This window comes from Halomonas sp. (assembly GCF_052095695.1).
Lineage (GTDB): Bacteria > Pseudomonadota > Gammaproteobacteria > Pseudomonadales > Halomonadaceae > Vreelandella.
The window spans coordinates 15,638-31,849 of sequence record NZ_JBQDLQ010000043.1; the positions used below are offsets into that span (position 1 = coordinate 15,638).

Annotated in this window: 14 protein-coding genes; 9 read left to right on the forward strand and 5 right to left on the reverse strand. The window is 56.5% G+C overall.

From position 1 onward, the window contains the following. Nucleotides 1–27: 27 nt before the first annotated feature. The 5 genes from ACTH5D_RS10335 to ACTH5D_RS10355 are packed head-to-tail and all read left to right on the forward strand — an operon-like array spanning nucleotide 28 to nucleotide 4,924. Nucleotides 28–1,617, forward strand: coding sequence for an ABC transporter substrate-binding protein (locus tag ACTH5D_RS10335; RefSeq protein WP_441670892.1), 1,590 nt, complete (start codon nucleotides 28–30; stop codon nucleotides 1,615–1,617). Further along, entirely contained in the window at nucleotides 1,596–2,612 is a 1,017-nt protein-coding gene (locus ACTH5D_RS10340) for an ABC transporter permease (RefSeq protein ID WP_441670894.1), read from the forward strand. Before ACTH5D_RS10335 ends, ACTH5D_RS10340 begins: the two co-directional genes overlap by 22 nt. Then, nucleotides 2,609–3,409, forward strand: a complete 801-nt coding sequence (locus ACTH5D_RS10345) for an ABC transporter permease (RefSeq protein WP_441670896.1) — start codon at nucleotides 2,609–2,611, stop codon at nucleotides 3,407–3,409. Before ACTH5D_RS10340 ends, ACTH5D_RS10345 begins: the two co-directional genes overlap by 4 nt. 35 nt (nucleotides 3,410–3,444) lie before the next feature. Next, nucleotides 3,445–4,314, forward strand: coding sequence for an ATP-binding cassette domain-containing protein (locus ACTH5D_RS10350; protein WP_441670898.1), 870 nt, complete (start codon nucleotides 3,445–3,447; stop codon nucleotides 4,312–4,314). Then, nucleotides 4,307–4,924 (forward strand): ABC transporter ATP-binding protein, encoded by a 618-nt coding sequence (locus tag ACTH5D_RS10355; RefSeq protein WP_441670900.1) that lies wholly within the window; start codon nucleotides 4,307–4,309, stop codon nucleotides 4,922–4,924. Before ACTH5D_RS10350 ends, ACTH5D_RS10355 begins: the two co-directional genes overlap by 8 nt. Here the strand turns inward: ACTH5D_RS10355 and ACTH5D_RS10360 are convergent. The 4 genes from ACTH5D_RS10360 to ACTH5D_RS10375 all read right to left on the reverse strand — a co-directional run bounded on the left by ACTH5D_RS10360 (nucleotide 4,917) and on the right by ACTH5D_RS10375 (nucleotide 9,743). Further along, a complete protein-coding gene (locus tag ACTH5D_RS10360; RefSeq protein WP_441670902.1) occupies nucleotides 4,917–6,107 on the reverse strand; it encodes an MFS transporter in 1,191 nt (396 codons plus the stop codon). The two genes, ACTH5D_RS10355 and ACTH5D_RS10360, sit on opposite strands and share 8 nt — an antisense overlap. Nucleotides 6,108–6,137: 30 nt before the next feature. Then, nucleotides 6,138–6,659: a C40 family peptidase gene (locus ACTH5D_RS10365; RefSeq protein WP_441670904.1), complete on the reverse strand. Its 522-nt coding sequence runs from the start codon at nucleotides 6,657–6,659 to the stop codon at nucleotides 6,138–6,140. 200 nt (nucleotides 6,660–6,859) lie between these two features. Then, nucleotides 6,860–9,325 (reverse strand): DUF1266 domain-containing protein, encoded by a 2,466-nt coding sequence (locus ACTH5D_RS10370; RefSeq protein ID WP_441670906.1) that lies wholly within the window; start codon nucleotides 9,323–9,325, stop codon nucleotides 6,860–6,862. A gap of 175 nt (nucleotides 9,326–9,500) precedes the next feature. Beyond that, nucleotides 9,501–9,743: a GlsB/YeaQ/YmgE family stress response membrane protein gene (locus ACTH5D_RS10375; RefSeq protein WP_301734250.1), complete on the reverse strand. Its 243-nt coding sequence runs from the start codon at nucleotides 9,741–9,743 to the stop codon at nucleotides 9,501–9,503. A 138-nt stretch (nucleotides 9,744–9,881) separates the two neighbouring features. Here ACTH5D_RS10375 and ACTH5D_RS10380 point away from each other — a divergent pair, with 138 nt between their 5' ends. From ACTH5D_RS10380 to ACTH5D_RS10395, 4 genes are all read left to right on the forward strand, one after another. Continuing rightward, nucleotides 9,882–10,751 (forward strand): D-hexose-6-phosphate mutarotase, encoded by an 870-nt coding sequence (locus ACTH5D_RS10380; RefSeq protein ID WP_441670909.1) that lies wholly within the window; start codon nucleotides 9,882–9,884, stop codon nucleotides 10,749–10,751. Between the two features lie 211 nt (nucleotides 10,752–10,962). Further along, a complete protein-coding gene (locus ACTH5D_RS10385; RefSeq protein WP_441670911.1) occupies nucleotides 10,963–12,351 on the forward strand; it encodes a YcjX family protein in 1,389 nt (462 codons plus the stop codon). Then, complete coding sequence (locus ACTH5D_RS10390) at nucleotides 12,348–13,391, forward strand: YcjF family protein (protein WP_441670913.1); 1,044 nt, start codon at nucleotides 12,348–12,350, stop codon at nucleotides 13,389–13,391. The genes ACTH5D_RS10385 and ACTH5D_RS10390 overlap by 4 nt, the downstream gene beginning before the upstream one ends. Nucleotides 13,392–13,489: 98 nt before the next feature. Next, complete coding sequence (locus ACTH5D_RS10395) at nucleotides 13,490–15,130, forward strand: BCCT family transporter (protein WP_441670915.1); 1,641 nt, start codon at nucleotides 13,490–13,492, stop codon at nucleotides 15,128–15,130. 53 nt (nucleotides 15,131–15,183) lie between these two features. Here ACTH5D_RS10395 and ACTH5D_RS10400 read toward each other — a convergent pair whose 3' ends face one another. After that, nucleotides 15,184–15,981 (reverse strand): HAD family hydrolase, encoded by a 798-nt coding sequence (locus ACTH5D_RS10400; protein WP_441670917.1) that lies wholly within the window; start codon nucleotides 15,979–15,981, stop codon nucleotides 15,184–15,186. Between the last annotated feature and the right edge of the window lie 231 nt (nucleotides 15,982–16,212).

Consider the following 16,212-nt stretch of genomic DNA (forward strand, 5'->3'; position numbering starts at 1 on the left):
CATACTGACGGCATAAAGGATCAAGTGATGGCTAGGCCATTTAGACCTATCTTACTGGGTATTGCGCTAAGTTGTTTAGCTGTCACCGGTGGCGCACAGGCAAAAGAGCAGTTAATCCTGGCGATTGGTGGAGAGCCCGAGCAAGGCTTTGACCCGCTGCTGGGCTGGGGGCAGTACGGCAATCCACTGTTTCAGTCGACGCTACTCTCGCGTGACAAGGACCTATCGCCACAGGCGGAGCTTGCCACCGAGTGGTCGCTTTCTGACGACCGGCTTACCTGGACAATCACTCTGCGCGACGATGCCCGCTTTTCTGACGGCACGGCGCTCACCGCCGAAGACGTTGCCTATACCTTCAACACAGCGGCACGCGCAGGTGGCCGGGCCGATCTAAGCGCCCTTGAAGTAGCCACCGCGCTTGATGCCCTTACCGTTACGCTACGCCTGCAGGCTCCGCGTATAACGTTTATCGACCAGCTGCTGACACTCGGCATCGTGCCCAGCGCCGAGCGTGACAACGGCTACAGCGAGCGCTATGGCCGGCATCCTATCGGCTCTGGGCCTTATCAACTGGTTGAATGGCAGGAAGGCGAGCAGCTGATTGTTGAACGCAATCCTTATTTCTACGGCCCCGAACCCACCTTTGAACGACTGATATTTCTATTTACCGGTGAGGATACCACTCTAAGCACCGCCCATGCGGGCCAGGTAGATATCGCCGCGATCCCTGCCGCACTGGCCTCCAACCTGCCGGCGCATATGAACCGGACCATCATGCAAAGTGTCGATAACCGCGGCATTCTTTTTCCCACGCAGACAGTGAATGGCGAGCAAGCGGCCTCTGGGGCGCCCATTGGCAATGACGTCACCGCTGACATTGCCATTCGCCAGGCAATCAATTTAGCCGTTGACCGCGACACGTTGGTCGATGTGGCGCTTCATGGGTTTGGTCGGCCGGCATTTGGCCCAGCCGATGGCCTGCCTTGGAGCGCGAAAGAAGAGCAAATAGCAGCACCAAATCTTGCCCTCGCCGCCGAGATACTCGACGACGCAGGCTGGGGGCTGGGCGATGACGGCGTGCGCCATAAGGATGGCCTGCCTGCACGTTTCAGGCTCACCTACCCTTCAAGTGACACTACCCGGCAGCTACTTTCGGAAGTTAGCGCTGAGATGGTTCGCTCTTTGGGCATAGACATGCAGCCCACCGGCCGTCATTGGGATGAAATCAAGCGTGATGCGCTGCACCAGGATGCAATCATGCTCGGCTTTGGCAGCCATAGTCCGCAAGAGATTTACTACCTTTTCCACAGCCAGCATGCGGGCAACGGCTTCTATAATAGCGGTTTCTACGCCAATGCTGAGGTTGATGCGAACCTTGACGCCGCCCAAGCGGCAGACAGCGTTGCACAAGCCAACGACTACTGGCGCGCAGCCCAGTGGGACGGCACAACAGGCTACGGCGTTCGCGGTGATGCTAGCTGGGCTTGGCTAGTCAATCTTGAGCATGTCTACTTTACCAACAGCTGTTTGGATGTGGGTGAGCTGGGCATCGCCCCCCATGGGCACGGCTGGCCGATCACTAGCAATCTGCTTGAATGGCGCTGGACGTGCGACTAATTAATTTCATAACGCAGGAATTAGCGCAGGGAATAGCCAAGCGTTTAGCGCGCCTCACACTGGTATTACTCTGCGTGGCATTGGTGTCATTTGGACTGATGATGGCTTCGCCAATTGATCCCATTGATGCCTACTTAGGCCCCCAAATGGCTCAGGTTAGCCCTGAACAGCGCGAGCTAATTGCCCAGCACTGGGGGTTTGACGCGCCGCCTGCCGTGCAGTTTAGTCACTGGCTGCGCCAACTATTGAGCGGCGACCTAGGCTGGAGTCATGTGTATAACCAGCCGGTCAGCGAAGTCATCGGCCAGCGCTTTCAGCGCTCCATTGCCCTACTCGGCGGCGCCTGGCTATTGTCAGCACTGCTAGGCTTTAGCCTGGGCGTTGTGGCAGGCGCCAAAGAGGGCTCAACGCTGGATAAGATCATCCGCACTTACGCCTATATCACCGCCTCTACCCCCGCTTTTTGGCTGGCGATACTCGCAGTACTGTTGTTTTCGGTATTTTTGGGCTGGACGCCCACTTGTTGCGCAGGCCCGACCGGCATCTTGAGTCAGCAAGTGTCGCTCGCTCAGCGCTTGCATCATCTCGTGCTGCCAATCGCCACGCTGGCACTGCTGGGCATCGCCAATATAACGCTGCACACGCGCCATCGCATGCTTGAATTTATGCGCTCAGAAGTGGCCACCCATGCCTTCGCCCAAGGCGCTAGCCGACTTGATGTGGCGTGGCGACACGGCATACTCCATGCATGCTTACCGGCAATGACGCTAGCGTTTGCATCCCTGGGCGAGCTGTTTGGCGGCTCTATCTTAATTGAGCAAGTATTCGCCTATCCTGGCCTGGGTCAGGCCACGGTGGCCGCTGGCCTGCGCAGCGATATTCCGCTCCTACTAGGCATTGCGCTTTTTACCGCCCTATTTGTCAGCATTGGCAATCTAATGGCCGATAGCCTTTACGGCGTCATTGATCCGCGCATCAAGCTGGGTGACCTATGATCCGCCATCAGCCGCGCCTGCGCGCCCTGCTCAGCGCTGGCATCACCCTACTGCTCATTATGGGGCTCATCGCCAGCCAGTGGCTGCTGGGAGACACTCCCCAGCAGATGCAGTTTGATGCACGGCTAGCATCGCCGAGCCTTGCTCATTGGTTTGGTACCGATGCGCTAGGGCGAGAGCTGTGGGCGCGCACTCTGGCGGGGCTTTCCATTAGCTTTTGGGTAGGCTGCCTAGCAGCGCTGCTGAGCACGCTGATTGCATTAAGCCTGGCGGCATTGGCCACGATGTCTAGGCGTCTCGATGCCCTGGTCAGCCTGCTGATAGATACGCTGCTTAGCGTGCCGCATCTTATTCTATTAATGCTCATCGCCTTTGCTCTTGGCGGAGGCACTCAGGCAGTGATTATCGCAGTTGCCGCCACCCACTGGCCTAGCTTAGCCCGCGTGCTGCGCGCTGAACTGCTGCACTTACGCCAGGCGCCCTACGTGCGTATTTCCCGTGCGCTAGGCAAGTCACGCTGGTGTGTGCTGTATAGCCATTTACTACCTCACCTACGTCCCCACTGTCTGATCGGCGCTTTGCTGCTATTTCCTCACGCAATCTTGCACGAAGCGGCGTTAACGTTTTTAGGCTTTGGCCTAAGCCCTAGCCAACCCGCTGTTGGCGTACTGCTGGCTGACGCCATGCGTTACCTAACGGGCGGCTATTGGTGGCTTGGGGTATTTCCTGGGCTAGGTCTACTCATCATGGTGCTGTGTTTTGAGCGCCTGGGCAGCAATCTACAGCGAGCGCTATAGCGCTTTTGAAACAACGGCTGATTAAGAGGCTTGCCATGTTAACCATTGAACAGCTATCGCTACGACTGCCCCACTACGGAACGGGGTATACCGACTGGTGGAAGCGTAGCTGGGCGACCTGCTTAGATAACCTATCGCTGCACTTTTTGACAGGCGAGGTATATGCAGTGGTAGGCGCTTCGGGCGCCGGAAAGAGCTTGCTGGCATATGCCGTCATGGGGCTGCTGCCAGCATCGGCACGGCTCAAAGGCCAATTGCGCTATCAAGGGCAGCTTCTCGACAAACGAAGCCAAAAAACGCTGCGTGGCCGTGAATTAGCGCTTATCCCGCAATCATTGAACGCTCTGGACCCGTTGGTACGCACCCAGCGTCAAGTGGCCTGGGCGGCCGAGCGCGCAGGCCAGTCTTCAGGAAACGCCCGGCAATCCGCTCGGCAAGCGTTGGACCACTACCGACTAGATACTCGCGCTCAGCAGGCCTACGTTCATGAGCTTTCAGGGGGCATGGCACGCCGCGTTCTAACGGCCATGGCGTACGTTAGCCAAGCGCAGCTGGTAATTGCCGATGAGCCTACTGTGGGCCTTGATCCACATCAGCGCCAGCGCGTGCTGGCAGCGCTAAGAGACTTGGCAGACCAAGGCAAAACCGTCATTTTAATCACGCATGATCTTCGCCACGCTCTACCGATTGCCGACCGCGTCACTATTATGCGCGGCGGCAAGCTGATTGAAACCGCTCCGGCTCACGCCTTTCAGGGCACCGGCCGCTCGCTCACCAACGCCTATTCCCAGGCGCTGTGGCTAGCGCTACCCGACAATGCGTTTACGCTCCCCAAACCTTGCACGGATTCTATCGCCGATAAAGCCGCCGCCATCAAGGCACAGCAGGAGATCAGCGTTGCTTAATGCGCATCAGCTTAGTTTTCAATTTACAACCGGGGTGCCGCTGCTGCAGAACGTTTCCCTAGCGATAGACGCTGGGCAGTGGGTAGGACTAAGCGGCGACTCTGGGGCGGGAAAGTCAACGCTAGGAAAACTGCTGGCAGGCTATTTAACCCCGCACAAGGGCGATGTCATCCTGGACGATGCGACACTCCCCACAAGCGGCGTGCAGCCCGTGCAGTGGCTACCGCAGTCGCCGGAGCTTGCGGTTAATCCGCGCTGGCGGGTGGCTAAAATACTACGTGAAGCCTGGATGCCCTCTGAGGAGCAATGTCAAGCATTTGGCGTGCAGTCCCACTGGCTATCACGCTTTCCCCACGCACTTTCGGGAGGCGAGTTACAGCGGGTTTGCGTGCTACGTGCCCTGGCACCAGGGGTGCGTTTTTTGGTTGCCGATGAAATCTCTACCATGCTCGACCCCATCACTCAGGCTGAGCTTTGGCAGGCTTTAAAGCAGGAGGCAGAACAACGCCGTCTTGGCGTGCTGGTGATTAGCCACGATACCGCACTACTGAAACGGCTATGCACACACCGCTATCACTTAAGCAATGCTCAGCTTACGCGTATCAGCTAGCGGCCTGACGGCGTTCGAAACGCCATAGGCCAAAAGCAATCGTCAGCGTAATGCTCAGCAATAGCCATGACCCTACGGCAACGCCTGACCAACCGGCCCAGCGCCAGAATGGCTCTAGCCAGAACCCCCCAAGACTTGCCCCCGTATAATAGAACACCAGATACAGCGCTGAGGCACTGCCGCGGGCTCCCTGGGCATAACGCCCCACCCAGCTAGAGGCCAGTGAGTGGGTTAAGAAAAAGCCAAAGGCATTAACGCTTAGTCCAACGACAATCAGCACCAGCGATGCCGACAACGTGATGGCAGTACCCAGCATCAAGATCATCACCCCTACCATCATGCACGTCGCGGGTGAAAAACGTCCGGCTAAACGTCCTGACATCATGGAACCAAAGGTGCCTCCCAGATAGGTCAAGAAAATCAGCCCCAGGCCAGTGGCCGCCAGCGTATAGGGCTCGTCAGCCAGCCGGAAGGTGATATAGCTGTATTGATTAATAAAGATTAAAAAGTTGATGCCACCCAAGCAATAGGCGGCGAGCAGTATCGGGCTACGTAAATGCCCCAGTAGATCACTGGCCGCTCTACGCAGTTCAAAACGCTGGGGTACAAACGCGCGGCTATTAGGCAGCAGGCGCCAAAACACCACGCAGCCAACCAGGGTAATGATGCCTACAGCTAAAAAAGCAGTAGTTGGGCCACCTATCTCGGCGGCGGCACCGCCCACAATTCGCCCGCTAATACCGCCGAGCGAATTAGCACCGATATAAAGCCCCACGGCACTTAGCAGTGCGGGCTTTTCAAATTCATCACCCATCCAGGCAATCGCAACGGCCGGCAGCCCGCCCAGCACAAATCCCTGCACTAAGCGCAGCAGTAACAAGCTTTCAAACGTAGGCGCGAAGGCCAAAGCAAGAGAGCAGCCGCCTGCCAGCAGCAAGGTAATACGCATAATGCTTTCGCGGCCAATAGCGTCTGAAAGCGGCCCGAAGACCATCAGTGCCAAGGCAAGAGAAAGCGTTGAGGCCGACATGAGTAGGCTAACGCCGAGGGTAGAGACACCGTAGGTCTCTTTTAGCCCTGGCAACAGCGGTTGGGGCGCGTATAAATTGATAAAAACGAGAAAAGAACCCAGGCAAAGCGCCAAGGTAGAGCGCCACCAGGCGCGCGTTTTGGCTTCAATCATGCCATTCCTAAAGTAAGCGGCATTTGGCCACTAGAAATTACTGCCTAACTGAGCCAAATGGGTTGGCTCCAGCGCCCGGCGTGCCTGCCAGTAGTAGCGCTGCCAGTAACTATTATCCAAGCTGGAAATAATTACCCCTTTTGACGTTGAGGCATGGAGAAAATAGCCATCGCCTACATAAATGCCCACGTGGTTATAGCGGCCCGGGGGACTGAAGAACACCAGATCGCCCGCCTGCAACTCTTGGCGGTCGATCGAGCGTCCCTCGTGTACTTGACCACGGGTGGAGCGCGGCAACTCTAAATTGAAAGTGTCTCGGTAAACATTGCGAACCAGGGCCGAGCAGTCAATGCCTCTTTCTGACGTGCCGCCAATTCGGTAGGGCGTTCCTGCCCATCGCTGGTGCTGTGCCAGAAGTGCCGCGCGAACAACCGTTGGTGGCGGAACTTGCTGACTAAGCAGTTGAGCATTGATGGGGCCAATCGGCGACATTTGCGGATTGGCCCCTATTCCCGGCAACGACATAGAGAAATAGTTCTCAGGCGCTTGCATGTTGCTCTGTCGAGAAGATCCCGCACAGCCAGCCACCAATGTAACTAAAAAACAGACACTTGCAACACGGACAGCGGTCACAGCGGGGCGTGGCAACGCAACCATGCGATTAACCTCAAGACATGTATAGGAGTATGATATGACAAAACTATTTTTTTCAACGCACGACTATAAGCTAGTTATCATGTGTTTGGCGAGCATCAATGTAAGGTACGTTGATCGCCCGGCAATGTATCGATATGTAAGGGTGCAAAATGGCGCGGTTTATTACCTGGAAAATCCAGGCTCACCCACGGCCCTGCCAAAACGGGCGCACCGCAAACCCAAGCCACTAACGCCTGACGAAAACCGGCTAAAAAGCTTTCGCGTTCAGGGGTTTCGCCCATAAAAAACGAGAAACCTGCGTACATTCCCTTCGCATATTCCTGCCAGCCAGCGTAATGGTTCGCAGCCAGCTGGTAGGCGCTATCCAACACCGTCGCAAAGGCTTGACCGTCTAGCCAACCAAGCTGCCGGGCGGCAATCGCCAAGTCAACCAACTGGGCAATGTCCCACGCCGCCATATCGACATCATTACAGCTATCTTCATTGTCGCGAACGCGGCGTAAGCGCAGTAAATGATGGCGCTCATCTTCAGCGCAGTCGCCGGATTCCAAAATGGCGATCTCGGCATCCAACCGCTCAGAGTTCAGCGTGTAGGGCGCGTAGTTAATCTGATATTCCTGACGATCGCCAGACTCCAGCATATAAGCCAGGAACTCTTGCATATCTTCAGCGCTGTTCAGATGGTAATGGCTGTCCACCCACTCGCGGATTTCAGCGCACTCGCGCACGCTTTCAGGCTGAGGCTCGCTCCATACGGCGCTATTCAACGGCCCTACCAGCGACATGGCAGTGAAGTGACTTAAGGTGGGCCGGCTGCCCGGCTCGCACCATGCATCGTGGCGCCAGTCCAGCCAATGAAACAGGCTACCGGGGTCTTCAATGTGCCAAATAACTTCATTGATTAGCGAGGCGTGCTCAGGCTCTTGCAGGCAGCTTTCCCAGGCAAACCATGCCTCTAGCAGACGCTTTGCATTGGGGTAAAAACGACACAGGCAGCTGCGCAATTCGCTGGCATACGCCATTAAAGGCTCACGCTCTAACAGCCCGCTATCCAGCGACATGTGTAGGTAGAAAGCAAATTTCTCGGCCATGTGAATAGTCGCCGCATGGCGGCTGACACCTTTAACCGCATTGCGCTGCTTAAGCTCTTCAGGGGTCGGCTGCCCAAACCAGCTTTGCGACGGTGGTAGCACGCCATGGACGGCATCAGCCGCTAGCTGATTGAGGTGATGCGCCTGCGCTGGCAGCCAGTAACGCGCTAACGCACCGGCCCCCTCATCGGCATGAAGATCTAACGATTCCTGCAAATACAGCGCCGCATCGGCGCGCTGCTCTTCGGCCAGCACCGCGGACGGATCTATCTGACGCAGCATGACATCTGGTTCGCGAACGCCTGCCAGGGCTAAAAGCCAGTGATGAGCGGTATTACGCCACTGACGAATACGAGCTTGCGAGGTTTTGCGCGTCGTCTCATCTAACAACTTGTTGGGTGCAGTCTGCCACGGACTATGGCCGCTATGAAGCAGCAGTTGATGCCGCTCGCTGGGCGTTTTATCACGTCTATCAATCCCATCAAACAGGCTCTGCCCTCGCCCGTAGGCATCAACAAGCGTCTGCCAGTCTGGGTAGCGGACGCTAATTAAATCGGCGGCGTGGCCCGCCAGGCCATCGGCTTCATCCTGACTAAGCCAGCCACAGCAGGCGCCCGCCCAGGCGAGTTCCACCAAACGCATCCAGTCCCAGGCCGCCCACTCTAATGGCTCGGCTTGGGTAACAAACTGATTCAACACCGGCGCATAGGGTGACTCTTCTACCACGCTGCGCTGCCATTCCATGCGCTGCGCATTATCCATACCCAATAGCTCACGCGCTTCGATATCCCAGCGCTGACGCTCGCCCTGCGCGCCGAGCCAAAGCATCGCACCGAGCAGTGCGTCACGATCACGCACATCCCACACGTGGGCCAGCCACTCGGTGGCATCAGGCCAGTCCGCTTGACTAGCAGGATAGGCAATAATTGGTCGAAATAGCGCGCATAGTTGCCAGCTTTGCGCCTGAGGCTGCTGGGGCCATAGCGGCGACGGAGCCGAGCATTGGCTTAAAGCACGTTCAAGCGAGCCCCACGTAATGCCTGCGCCGTTAGTTTCAAGATTCGCTAATGTCTGGCAGGCATCCATAAAGCGATCGTCGGCGCCAAACTCCCAGCCTCGTGCGCTTAGCGAACGACGCAGGTCGGCCAGCCACGCACGCAAATCGCTGTAGTCACTGGCAATACGACGTGTTAAATGATGCGCCCAGGCTTGCGCTTGGCTGGGTTCAAGCCAGCCCGCGGCCCCCGCCAGGGCGGCCCATTCCAGGCCGCCAAGTAAACGGTCAGCCCGACCTGCTGGGGCTCCTAGACCGTGAAACAGCTGTTCGGCCAGCTCTCCGCGGCCGGTAATCCCTAATTGCAGCAGGCGCTGCTCCGCCGCTCCTGCGTCGACCGCCAGCGGATGAGAAGTAACCGCCCAATCGCACAGCAAAAGCTGCTGGGCCCACCAGGCATTTAACGCATCGGTCAAGAGGCACCTCGAGAAAACACAATGTCGCCAGCTAGGGGCTGGCATAAAACCGCTTAGTGTAACGGAAAGTGACGCAAACACCGAGAGTCAGGGGCGCGCACAGGTAGAGGTAGGCGTAAAACAACACCGCCCGGCACGGGGCCAGGCGGTTGTCATGCAGCGAGCCGTTAAATAGCTACGCTTTTCTGACCTTACTAATGACCCATAGTAGCACCACGGCACCAACTACTGCGGTAACCAGTGAACCGATGAAGCCACCTGAGGAAAGGCCTATCAGGCTAAACAGAAAACCGCCAATGACCGCACCAACGATACCCACACCAATGTTACCGAGGATACCGAAGCCGCCACCACGCATAATGTTGCCAGCAATCCAACCAGCTAAACCACCAATGATTAACCATGCAATAAAGCCCATATAGTCTCCTTACTATTTAAATTACAGGTTTGAGTTACGCGTTTTACCTAGCCGTCGCGCTTGTTCTACCATAGCACACAGCGCTACTGTTCTGCGCCTAGTCAGTATAGATGCTTGGCAACTTTTAAAGGAAAATTCATGATCCCCGACTCGCTCAAACATCTGCTTAACAGCACACAGGGCCAACAAACGGCCCTGTGGGAAGGCCGCGACGTGGTACTTTTCAATATGCCTTGGGGCGAATTGGTGATCAGCCTACAGGGGGCTCATGTACTGCATTTCCGACCCCAGGGAGACACTGATTGGCTATGGTTGACGCCCACGCCGCAGGCGTTGCCAGGCGCTATACGGGGCGGCATTCCGGTCTGCTGGCCATGGTTTGCCGACGAACGCTATGCCGATGAAAGCCCTAATCATGATGGCCCTTTTCATGGCCTCGCACGCCACGCCGACTGGCGTTTAGACGCCGTTGACGAGCATGCCGAAGGCATTGAAGTGCATCTTTCTCCGAAGCAGTGCCTGCATACTCAACTCACTGCGCGGCTGGTCGTTCAAGCGAATGCTCAGCGCCTCAACGTTGAGCTCATTAGTGAGAATATTGGCGAAACGCCGGTCAAAACGAGCGCCGCACTGCACACTTACCTAGCCGTTGCCGACGTCCATCAGTGCCGCCTGGAAGGCCTTTCCGGGGCGCGCTATCTCGACAAGCTGCGCGACTTTGCCGAAAGCGAACAGCAAGGCACGCTGGCGGTTCAGGGGGCGGTAGACCGCATCTATCATACCAACGCAGCAGTGCTGCTAAGCGACGGCGAGCGCAGCCTGCGCATCAGCAAGCAGTCGAGCGACTCAACCGTGGTATGGCATCCCAACAACGACCTTCCTAGCGATACTCCCGCAGATGCAGCACGTCATTTTATCTGTGTCGAAGCAGCCAACACGCGCCTGGACCCTGTTTGGCTCGTGCCCGCTGCACAGCACCTGCTAGGTACCACCTTGAGCCGCGGTTAATCGTCCGTTCATCAATGTGTTGCTACGCTATACGCTGTTAACCTCGACATCGTTAATCTAGACAGGGCTACTCTACACATAGCTAATCTGTGCCAGCGCTATGATTGACCACATAGCGCATACTGCGACTAGTAAATGCCACAATAGATAGCGGCTTTAACGATTAGTGGCAAAGCCAACGTAGGCAAGCAACATAAAAGGGATCGATAGGATGCGCCAACCGTTAAGTCGCGAACTAAGCAATTTGCTAGAGCGAGGGCGCGATCGCCAGCTGCGCTTAGCGGTCACGGGTCTCTCTCAAGCGGGCAAAACTGCTTTTTTGACCTCACTGGTCAATCAGCTACGCCATGCCGGTATCGAAGCACGGCTTGACTTGCTACCTGCCGCCCGCGAAGGCCGTCTACTCGGCGCACAGCGGCTTAATCAGCCCGACTTGGGCGTCCCCCGCTTTCCCTATGATCCTGGCATGGCTGCGCTGCGTGATACGCCACCACGTTGGCCAGAAGCCACCCGTGGCATCAGCGAATTACGCTTACAGCTGCGCTACCGCCCTGCCCGCAGCGGCTGGCTTACGCCTGAGATTGCTCACCTTACCCTGGATCTTTTTGACTACCCCGGCGAATGGCTGCTCGACCTACCGTTATTACAGCACGACTTTTACAGCTGGAGCCAAGCGCAGGCAATGCATGAGGGCGAACAACGCCGCAGCCTATTTAGCGAGTGGCTGACAGCCGTGGCCTCGCTCGACCCGGCCAGCGAAGCCGATGAGGCCCAGCTCGCCGCGCTAGCCGAAGAATACGCGCAAGGATTACACCGTGCCAAGCAGGCCGGCTTTTCTGATCTTCAGCCAGGCCGCTTCTTGCTCCCGGGTGAGTTAGCAGGCGCTCCGGTGCTGCAATTTTTCCCTCTGCCGCAGCTAAGCGCCTCCAAAGAGGCGCTAGAAGCATTGCCGGCTAACAGCCTCTACGCCACGCTGGCCGCGCGTTTTCGCTACTATCAACAGCAGGTAGTAAAGCCCTTTTACCGCGATCACTTTCGCCGCTTTGATCGTCAAATCGTACTAGTGGATGTGCTCGGCGCGCTCAACGCGGGACCTGAGCGGTTTGAAGACCTTTCCCGCGCGCTGCGCCAACTAATGTACAGTTTTGATTACGGCAAGCGCAGCCTTCTCACGCGCCTATTCGCACCAAGAATTGATCGCTTAGCGATTGCGGCGACCAAGGCCGATCACGTCACACCCGACCAACACGGCCACGTGGTACAGCTGCTTGAAGCCCTTTTGGCCGAGCCGCTGAAAGACCTGCGCTTCGCCAACGTGCCGGTCAAAGCACTTTCGCTAGCGTCGATACGCGCCACAGAAGCACGTGAAGTGATTCACGAAGGTAAGCGATCGCCTGCACTTCGCGGCACGACGCTTGAAGGCGAAGACGTGCTGGTTTATCCCGGCGATGTGCCCGCCAGACTACCCACCGCCGATTTCTGGCAACAGCAGGGCTTTGATTTTCCGGGTTTTTGCCCAACGCAGAGCCACTCAGAAGCGCTAGATCATATTCGCATGGATGCCGCCATCGACTGGCTGATTGGAGACAAACTAACATGACTACCCCTCAGCCACGCCGTCATTTCACGCTGGATGACAGGTCAGATAACACCCTGGAAGTAGACCCCGCTCTGCGTCAGCGCGAAGCCTTTGCGGGTACCAGCGAGCATCACCCGCTGGCACCGGTAGCGGAGGAGAAAGCACTGCCTGCCGCCAGCCTAGGCGCTCCGCGCAAGCGCCGCTGGGGGCTGCTGTTTGCCTTAGTAGGCAGTGCTGGCCTGGGTACGGCAGAGCTGATCACCGGCATTCCTGACGCGCTGGCCCAGTCTCAGTGGCTAGCCATTGCGTGGCAGCTATTTGGCATTAGCCTGATTGGTTTAGGCAGCCTTTCACTGCTCAAAGAACTGGGCCGTTTGCGTCGCTTAAAACGCCACGACAAACTGCGCGATGACCTTATGGAGCTGCCCTTACGCTCCCCCCGCCAAGCGCTCGCCATGGCCGAACAACTCAAGCGCCAGCTCAAACTTGCCGACGATGACCCGCACTGGTTGGCTTTTCAGCGCGCCAGCCAGCCTCATCATAGCGGGGAAGAAATTCAAACGCTGCTGCGCTATCACCTTCTGGCACCCCGTGATCGTGAAGCCCAGCGACTGATTACCCGCATGTCGGGTGAAACCGCGATTATGGTCGCGATCAGCCCACTAACTCTTGTTGATATGGCGCTAGTGGCCTGGCGCAGCTTAGCGATGGTCGATCGATTATGCCGTCTTTACGGGCTTGAATTAGGCTATGCCAGCCGCCTGCGGCTGTTTCGCAACGTACTACACAATATGGCCTTTGCCGGTGCTAGTGAATTGGCCACCGAGGCGAGCATGGATATGCTTTCGCTCGATTTAGCCGGCCGCCTTTCTGCCCGTACTGGGCAAGGGCTCGCCACCGGGCTGCTGAGTGCTCGCTTAGGGCTACGCGCCCAGCGCCTTTGCCGCCCGATACCTTTCACGGCCGAGGAGCAGCCCAGGCTGGCTGATCTACGCCAAGACCTATGGCGTCAGATCAAGCGCTTAGATAAAGACACCGCAGCAGAGCCGCTGAGAAGATAAACAGCGGCCAACTTTTTTAGCCAACAGGCTGGGATTCAACGCTACTTAACCTCATGATGAGGTTTTAGTTAGCATGCTCCAATGAGGAATAATTGGTTATGAGCACTCTCAATGAATCGGAGCCGCACTCGGTTGCAGATGACATGCAAACCGACTACGTCGTCGGCCAGGACAATATTAAGGGGCAGTTTGGCCCCATCGGCTTCGATATCCACAACCGCGTATTTATAGTATCGGCACTGGCCTCGGCCACATTCATCATACTCACGCTGCTGTTTCCCGAACGAGCGGAAAGTATTTTCCAGTCCATTGTCGCTTTCTCAACGGGCACGCTGGACTGGTATTTCATGATTTTGGTCGATTTCTTTATTTTGTTTTGCTTAGCGCTGGTTGTTCTACCTTATGGATCAGTCAGGCTGGGCGGTGCCGATGCACGACCCGACCATAGTTATCTCTCCTGGTTCGCGCTGCTGTTTACCGCAGGTATTGGCATTGGCCTACTGTTCTTCGGCGTGTTGGAGCCGGTTTATCATGCCAACGTTTCTCTGCCACTGGGTATTGAGTCGCCGTTCGGTTCCAATGGCGAGCTGAACCCTGAAGCTGTTGCTAACGCCAGTGCGATGGGCCTTGCAGGCACCTATCTTCACTGGGGTATACATGGCTGGGCAGTTTACGTGGTCATGGCGTTAGGGTTAGGTCTGTTTACCTATAACAAGGGGCTACCCTTCTCGATTCGCTCGGTATTTTTTCCGATTCTGGGCGATCGTGTCTGGGGCTGGTGGGGCCATGTGATCGATATCCTGGCGGTATTTTCCACCTTATTTGGGTTGGCCACATCGCTTGGCTTAGGGGCACAGCAGGCCAATGCGGGGATGAACTTCGTCTTCGGTATGGAAGTCAACACCACGACCCAGGTTATCGTGATCGTAGTGGTCACGGCGGCGGCTCTGGTCTCGGTCTGGCGTGGACTAGAGGGTGGCGTTAAGAAGCTCTCCGAAATTAATATGGTGCTGGCGGTTCTATTCTTCTTTTTCGTACTGTTTGCTGGCCCGACCTTGCTAGCCTTTACCGGATTCTGGTCGGGGCTCACCACCTATGTCACTGAATTTCTGCCGTTATCAGCACCCTTTGGTCGTGACGATGATGCATATCGCCAGGCCTGGACCATCTTCTACTGGGCTTGGTGGATCAGCTGGGCACCTTTCGTCGGCATGTTTATCGCCCGTGTATCAAAGGGCCGTACGGTGCGTGAATTCATACTTTGTGTATTGCTGGTTCCCAGCCTGTTTATCTTTATCTGGATGGGTGTATTTGGCTCAACGGCGCTTGAACAGCTCTATGCGGATCCGACAACCAGCCTGGTTAAAGAGTACGTGATCGACAATTACAGACCCGAGCTTTCGCTGTTCGGCATGTTGAATGAGTTACCGCTGACAGGCCTGATGTCGACGCTTGGCATTATTCTGGCGCTGATTTTCTTTATCACGTCGTCAGATTCAGGCTCTCTGGTAATTGATACCATCACGGCCGGTGGCAAAATTGATGCCCCCCGCCCACAGCGGATGTTCTGGGCGGTCATTGAAGGTCTGATAGCGATTGTGCTGCTTATCGGCGGCGGTCTGACCGCACTTCAGGCAGGCGTTACCGCGACGGCCATTCCGTTCTCGATCGTGATGCTGCTGATGTGTTATTCAATCATCAAAGCGCTTAATAGCGAACTGCGTCTTATACGCTCCTGAAAGAACATCCCTGCGCAGAGATCAGCAGGGATGTTTAATGTGCTCCTCAACGCTTAAAGCTTAAACCGCTGTTGCAGCCACTTGGCAACAGCGGTTTCCCCATGATGGCCTATACGCTCGGCACCCTTTATGCGATCAAATAGTACCGGGTGGGCATTAGCCATGACCTGGGCCTCCCCTGCCAAGTCGAGCATTTCGGTATCGTTGAGATTATCTCCAAAGGCTAGGCATGCCGCCGGGGTTAGATCTAATCGTTCAAGCAGCTCTGCTAACGCCACGCCCTTGTTGACCCCTCCCGCCATAATTTCCAGCGAATAATCTGTTGAATAGGTAATGTGCAGCGCGTCGCCATAGGCCTCTTGAACCTGCGCCTCAAGGCGTTTTAGCGCATTAGGGTCGCCTAAATAGAGCACTTTGCCGACGCCACTGCTATCCATCTGCGCGGGGGGAACTACCTGGTAGCGAAAACCGGTGGACGCGTGCAAGGTGAGCAACTGCGGAGCATCCTGATCAATATGCCAGCCGCTTTCGCGGTACAAGTTAAGCCGCACTTGCGGCGGACGCGGCAGGTCGATCAACGCCTGCGCGTGCTCAGCCGCTAAGTGGGATGACGCCAACAGCCTGTCTGCCGGATCGTGAACATAGGCGCCGTTAGTGCTAATCATGTGCGTAGGAACAGCTAGCTGATCGCGAAACACCTTCATATCGTCATAATGGCGGCCCGAGGCAAGCGCCACGTGATGACCTTGCTTGACCAGCGCTCGCAGTACCTCAACCGTACTTGGGTGTAGCGTGTGGTCGCCCCCTAACAGGGTTCCATCCAGGTCAGAAACAATCAGGCGAGGTGTCATAGCGTGCTCCATAGGCGTGGCTATTTAGCTTAACCGATTCGGCTGAGCGCTTGTAAGCCTTTGACTCGCCGTCACCAGCGCCAACTTCGCATGGCGACAATTGGCGCGGCCTGCGGGAATCCGTATAGTGGCACCCTAACTCTCGCCAACTGATTGAGCTCATGCTTCAGAATAACGCCATGCTTGCCCAGCTCAAGCAACAGATTCGTCAAACCACCCCCCGTGCTGAAG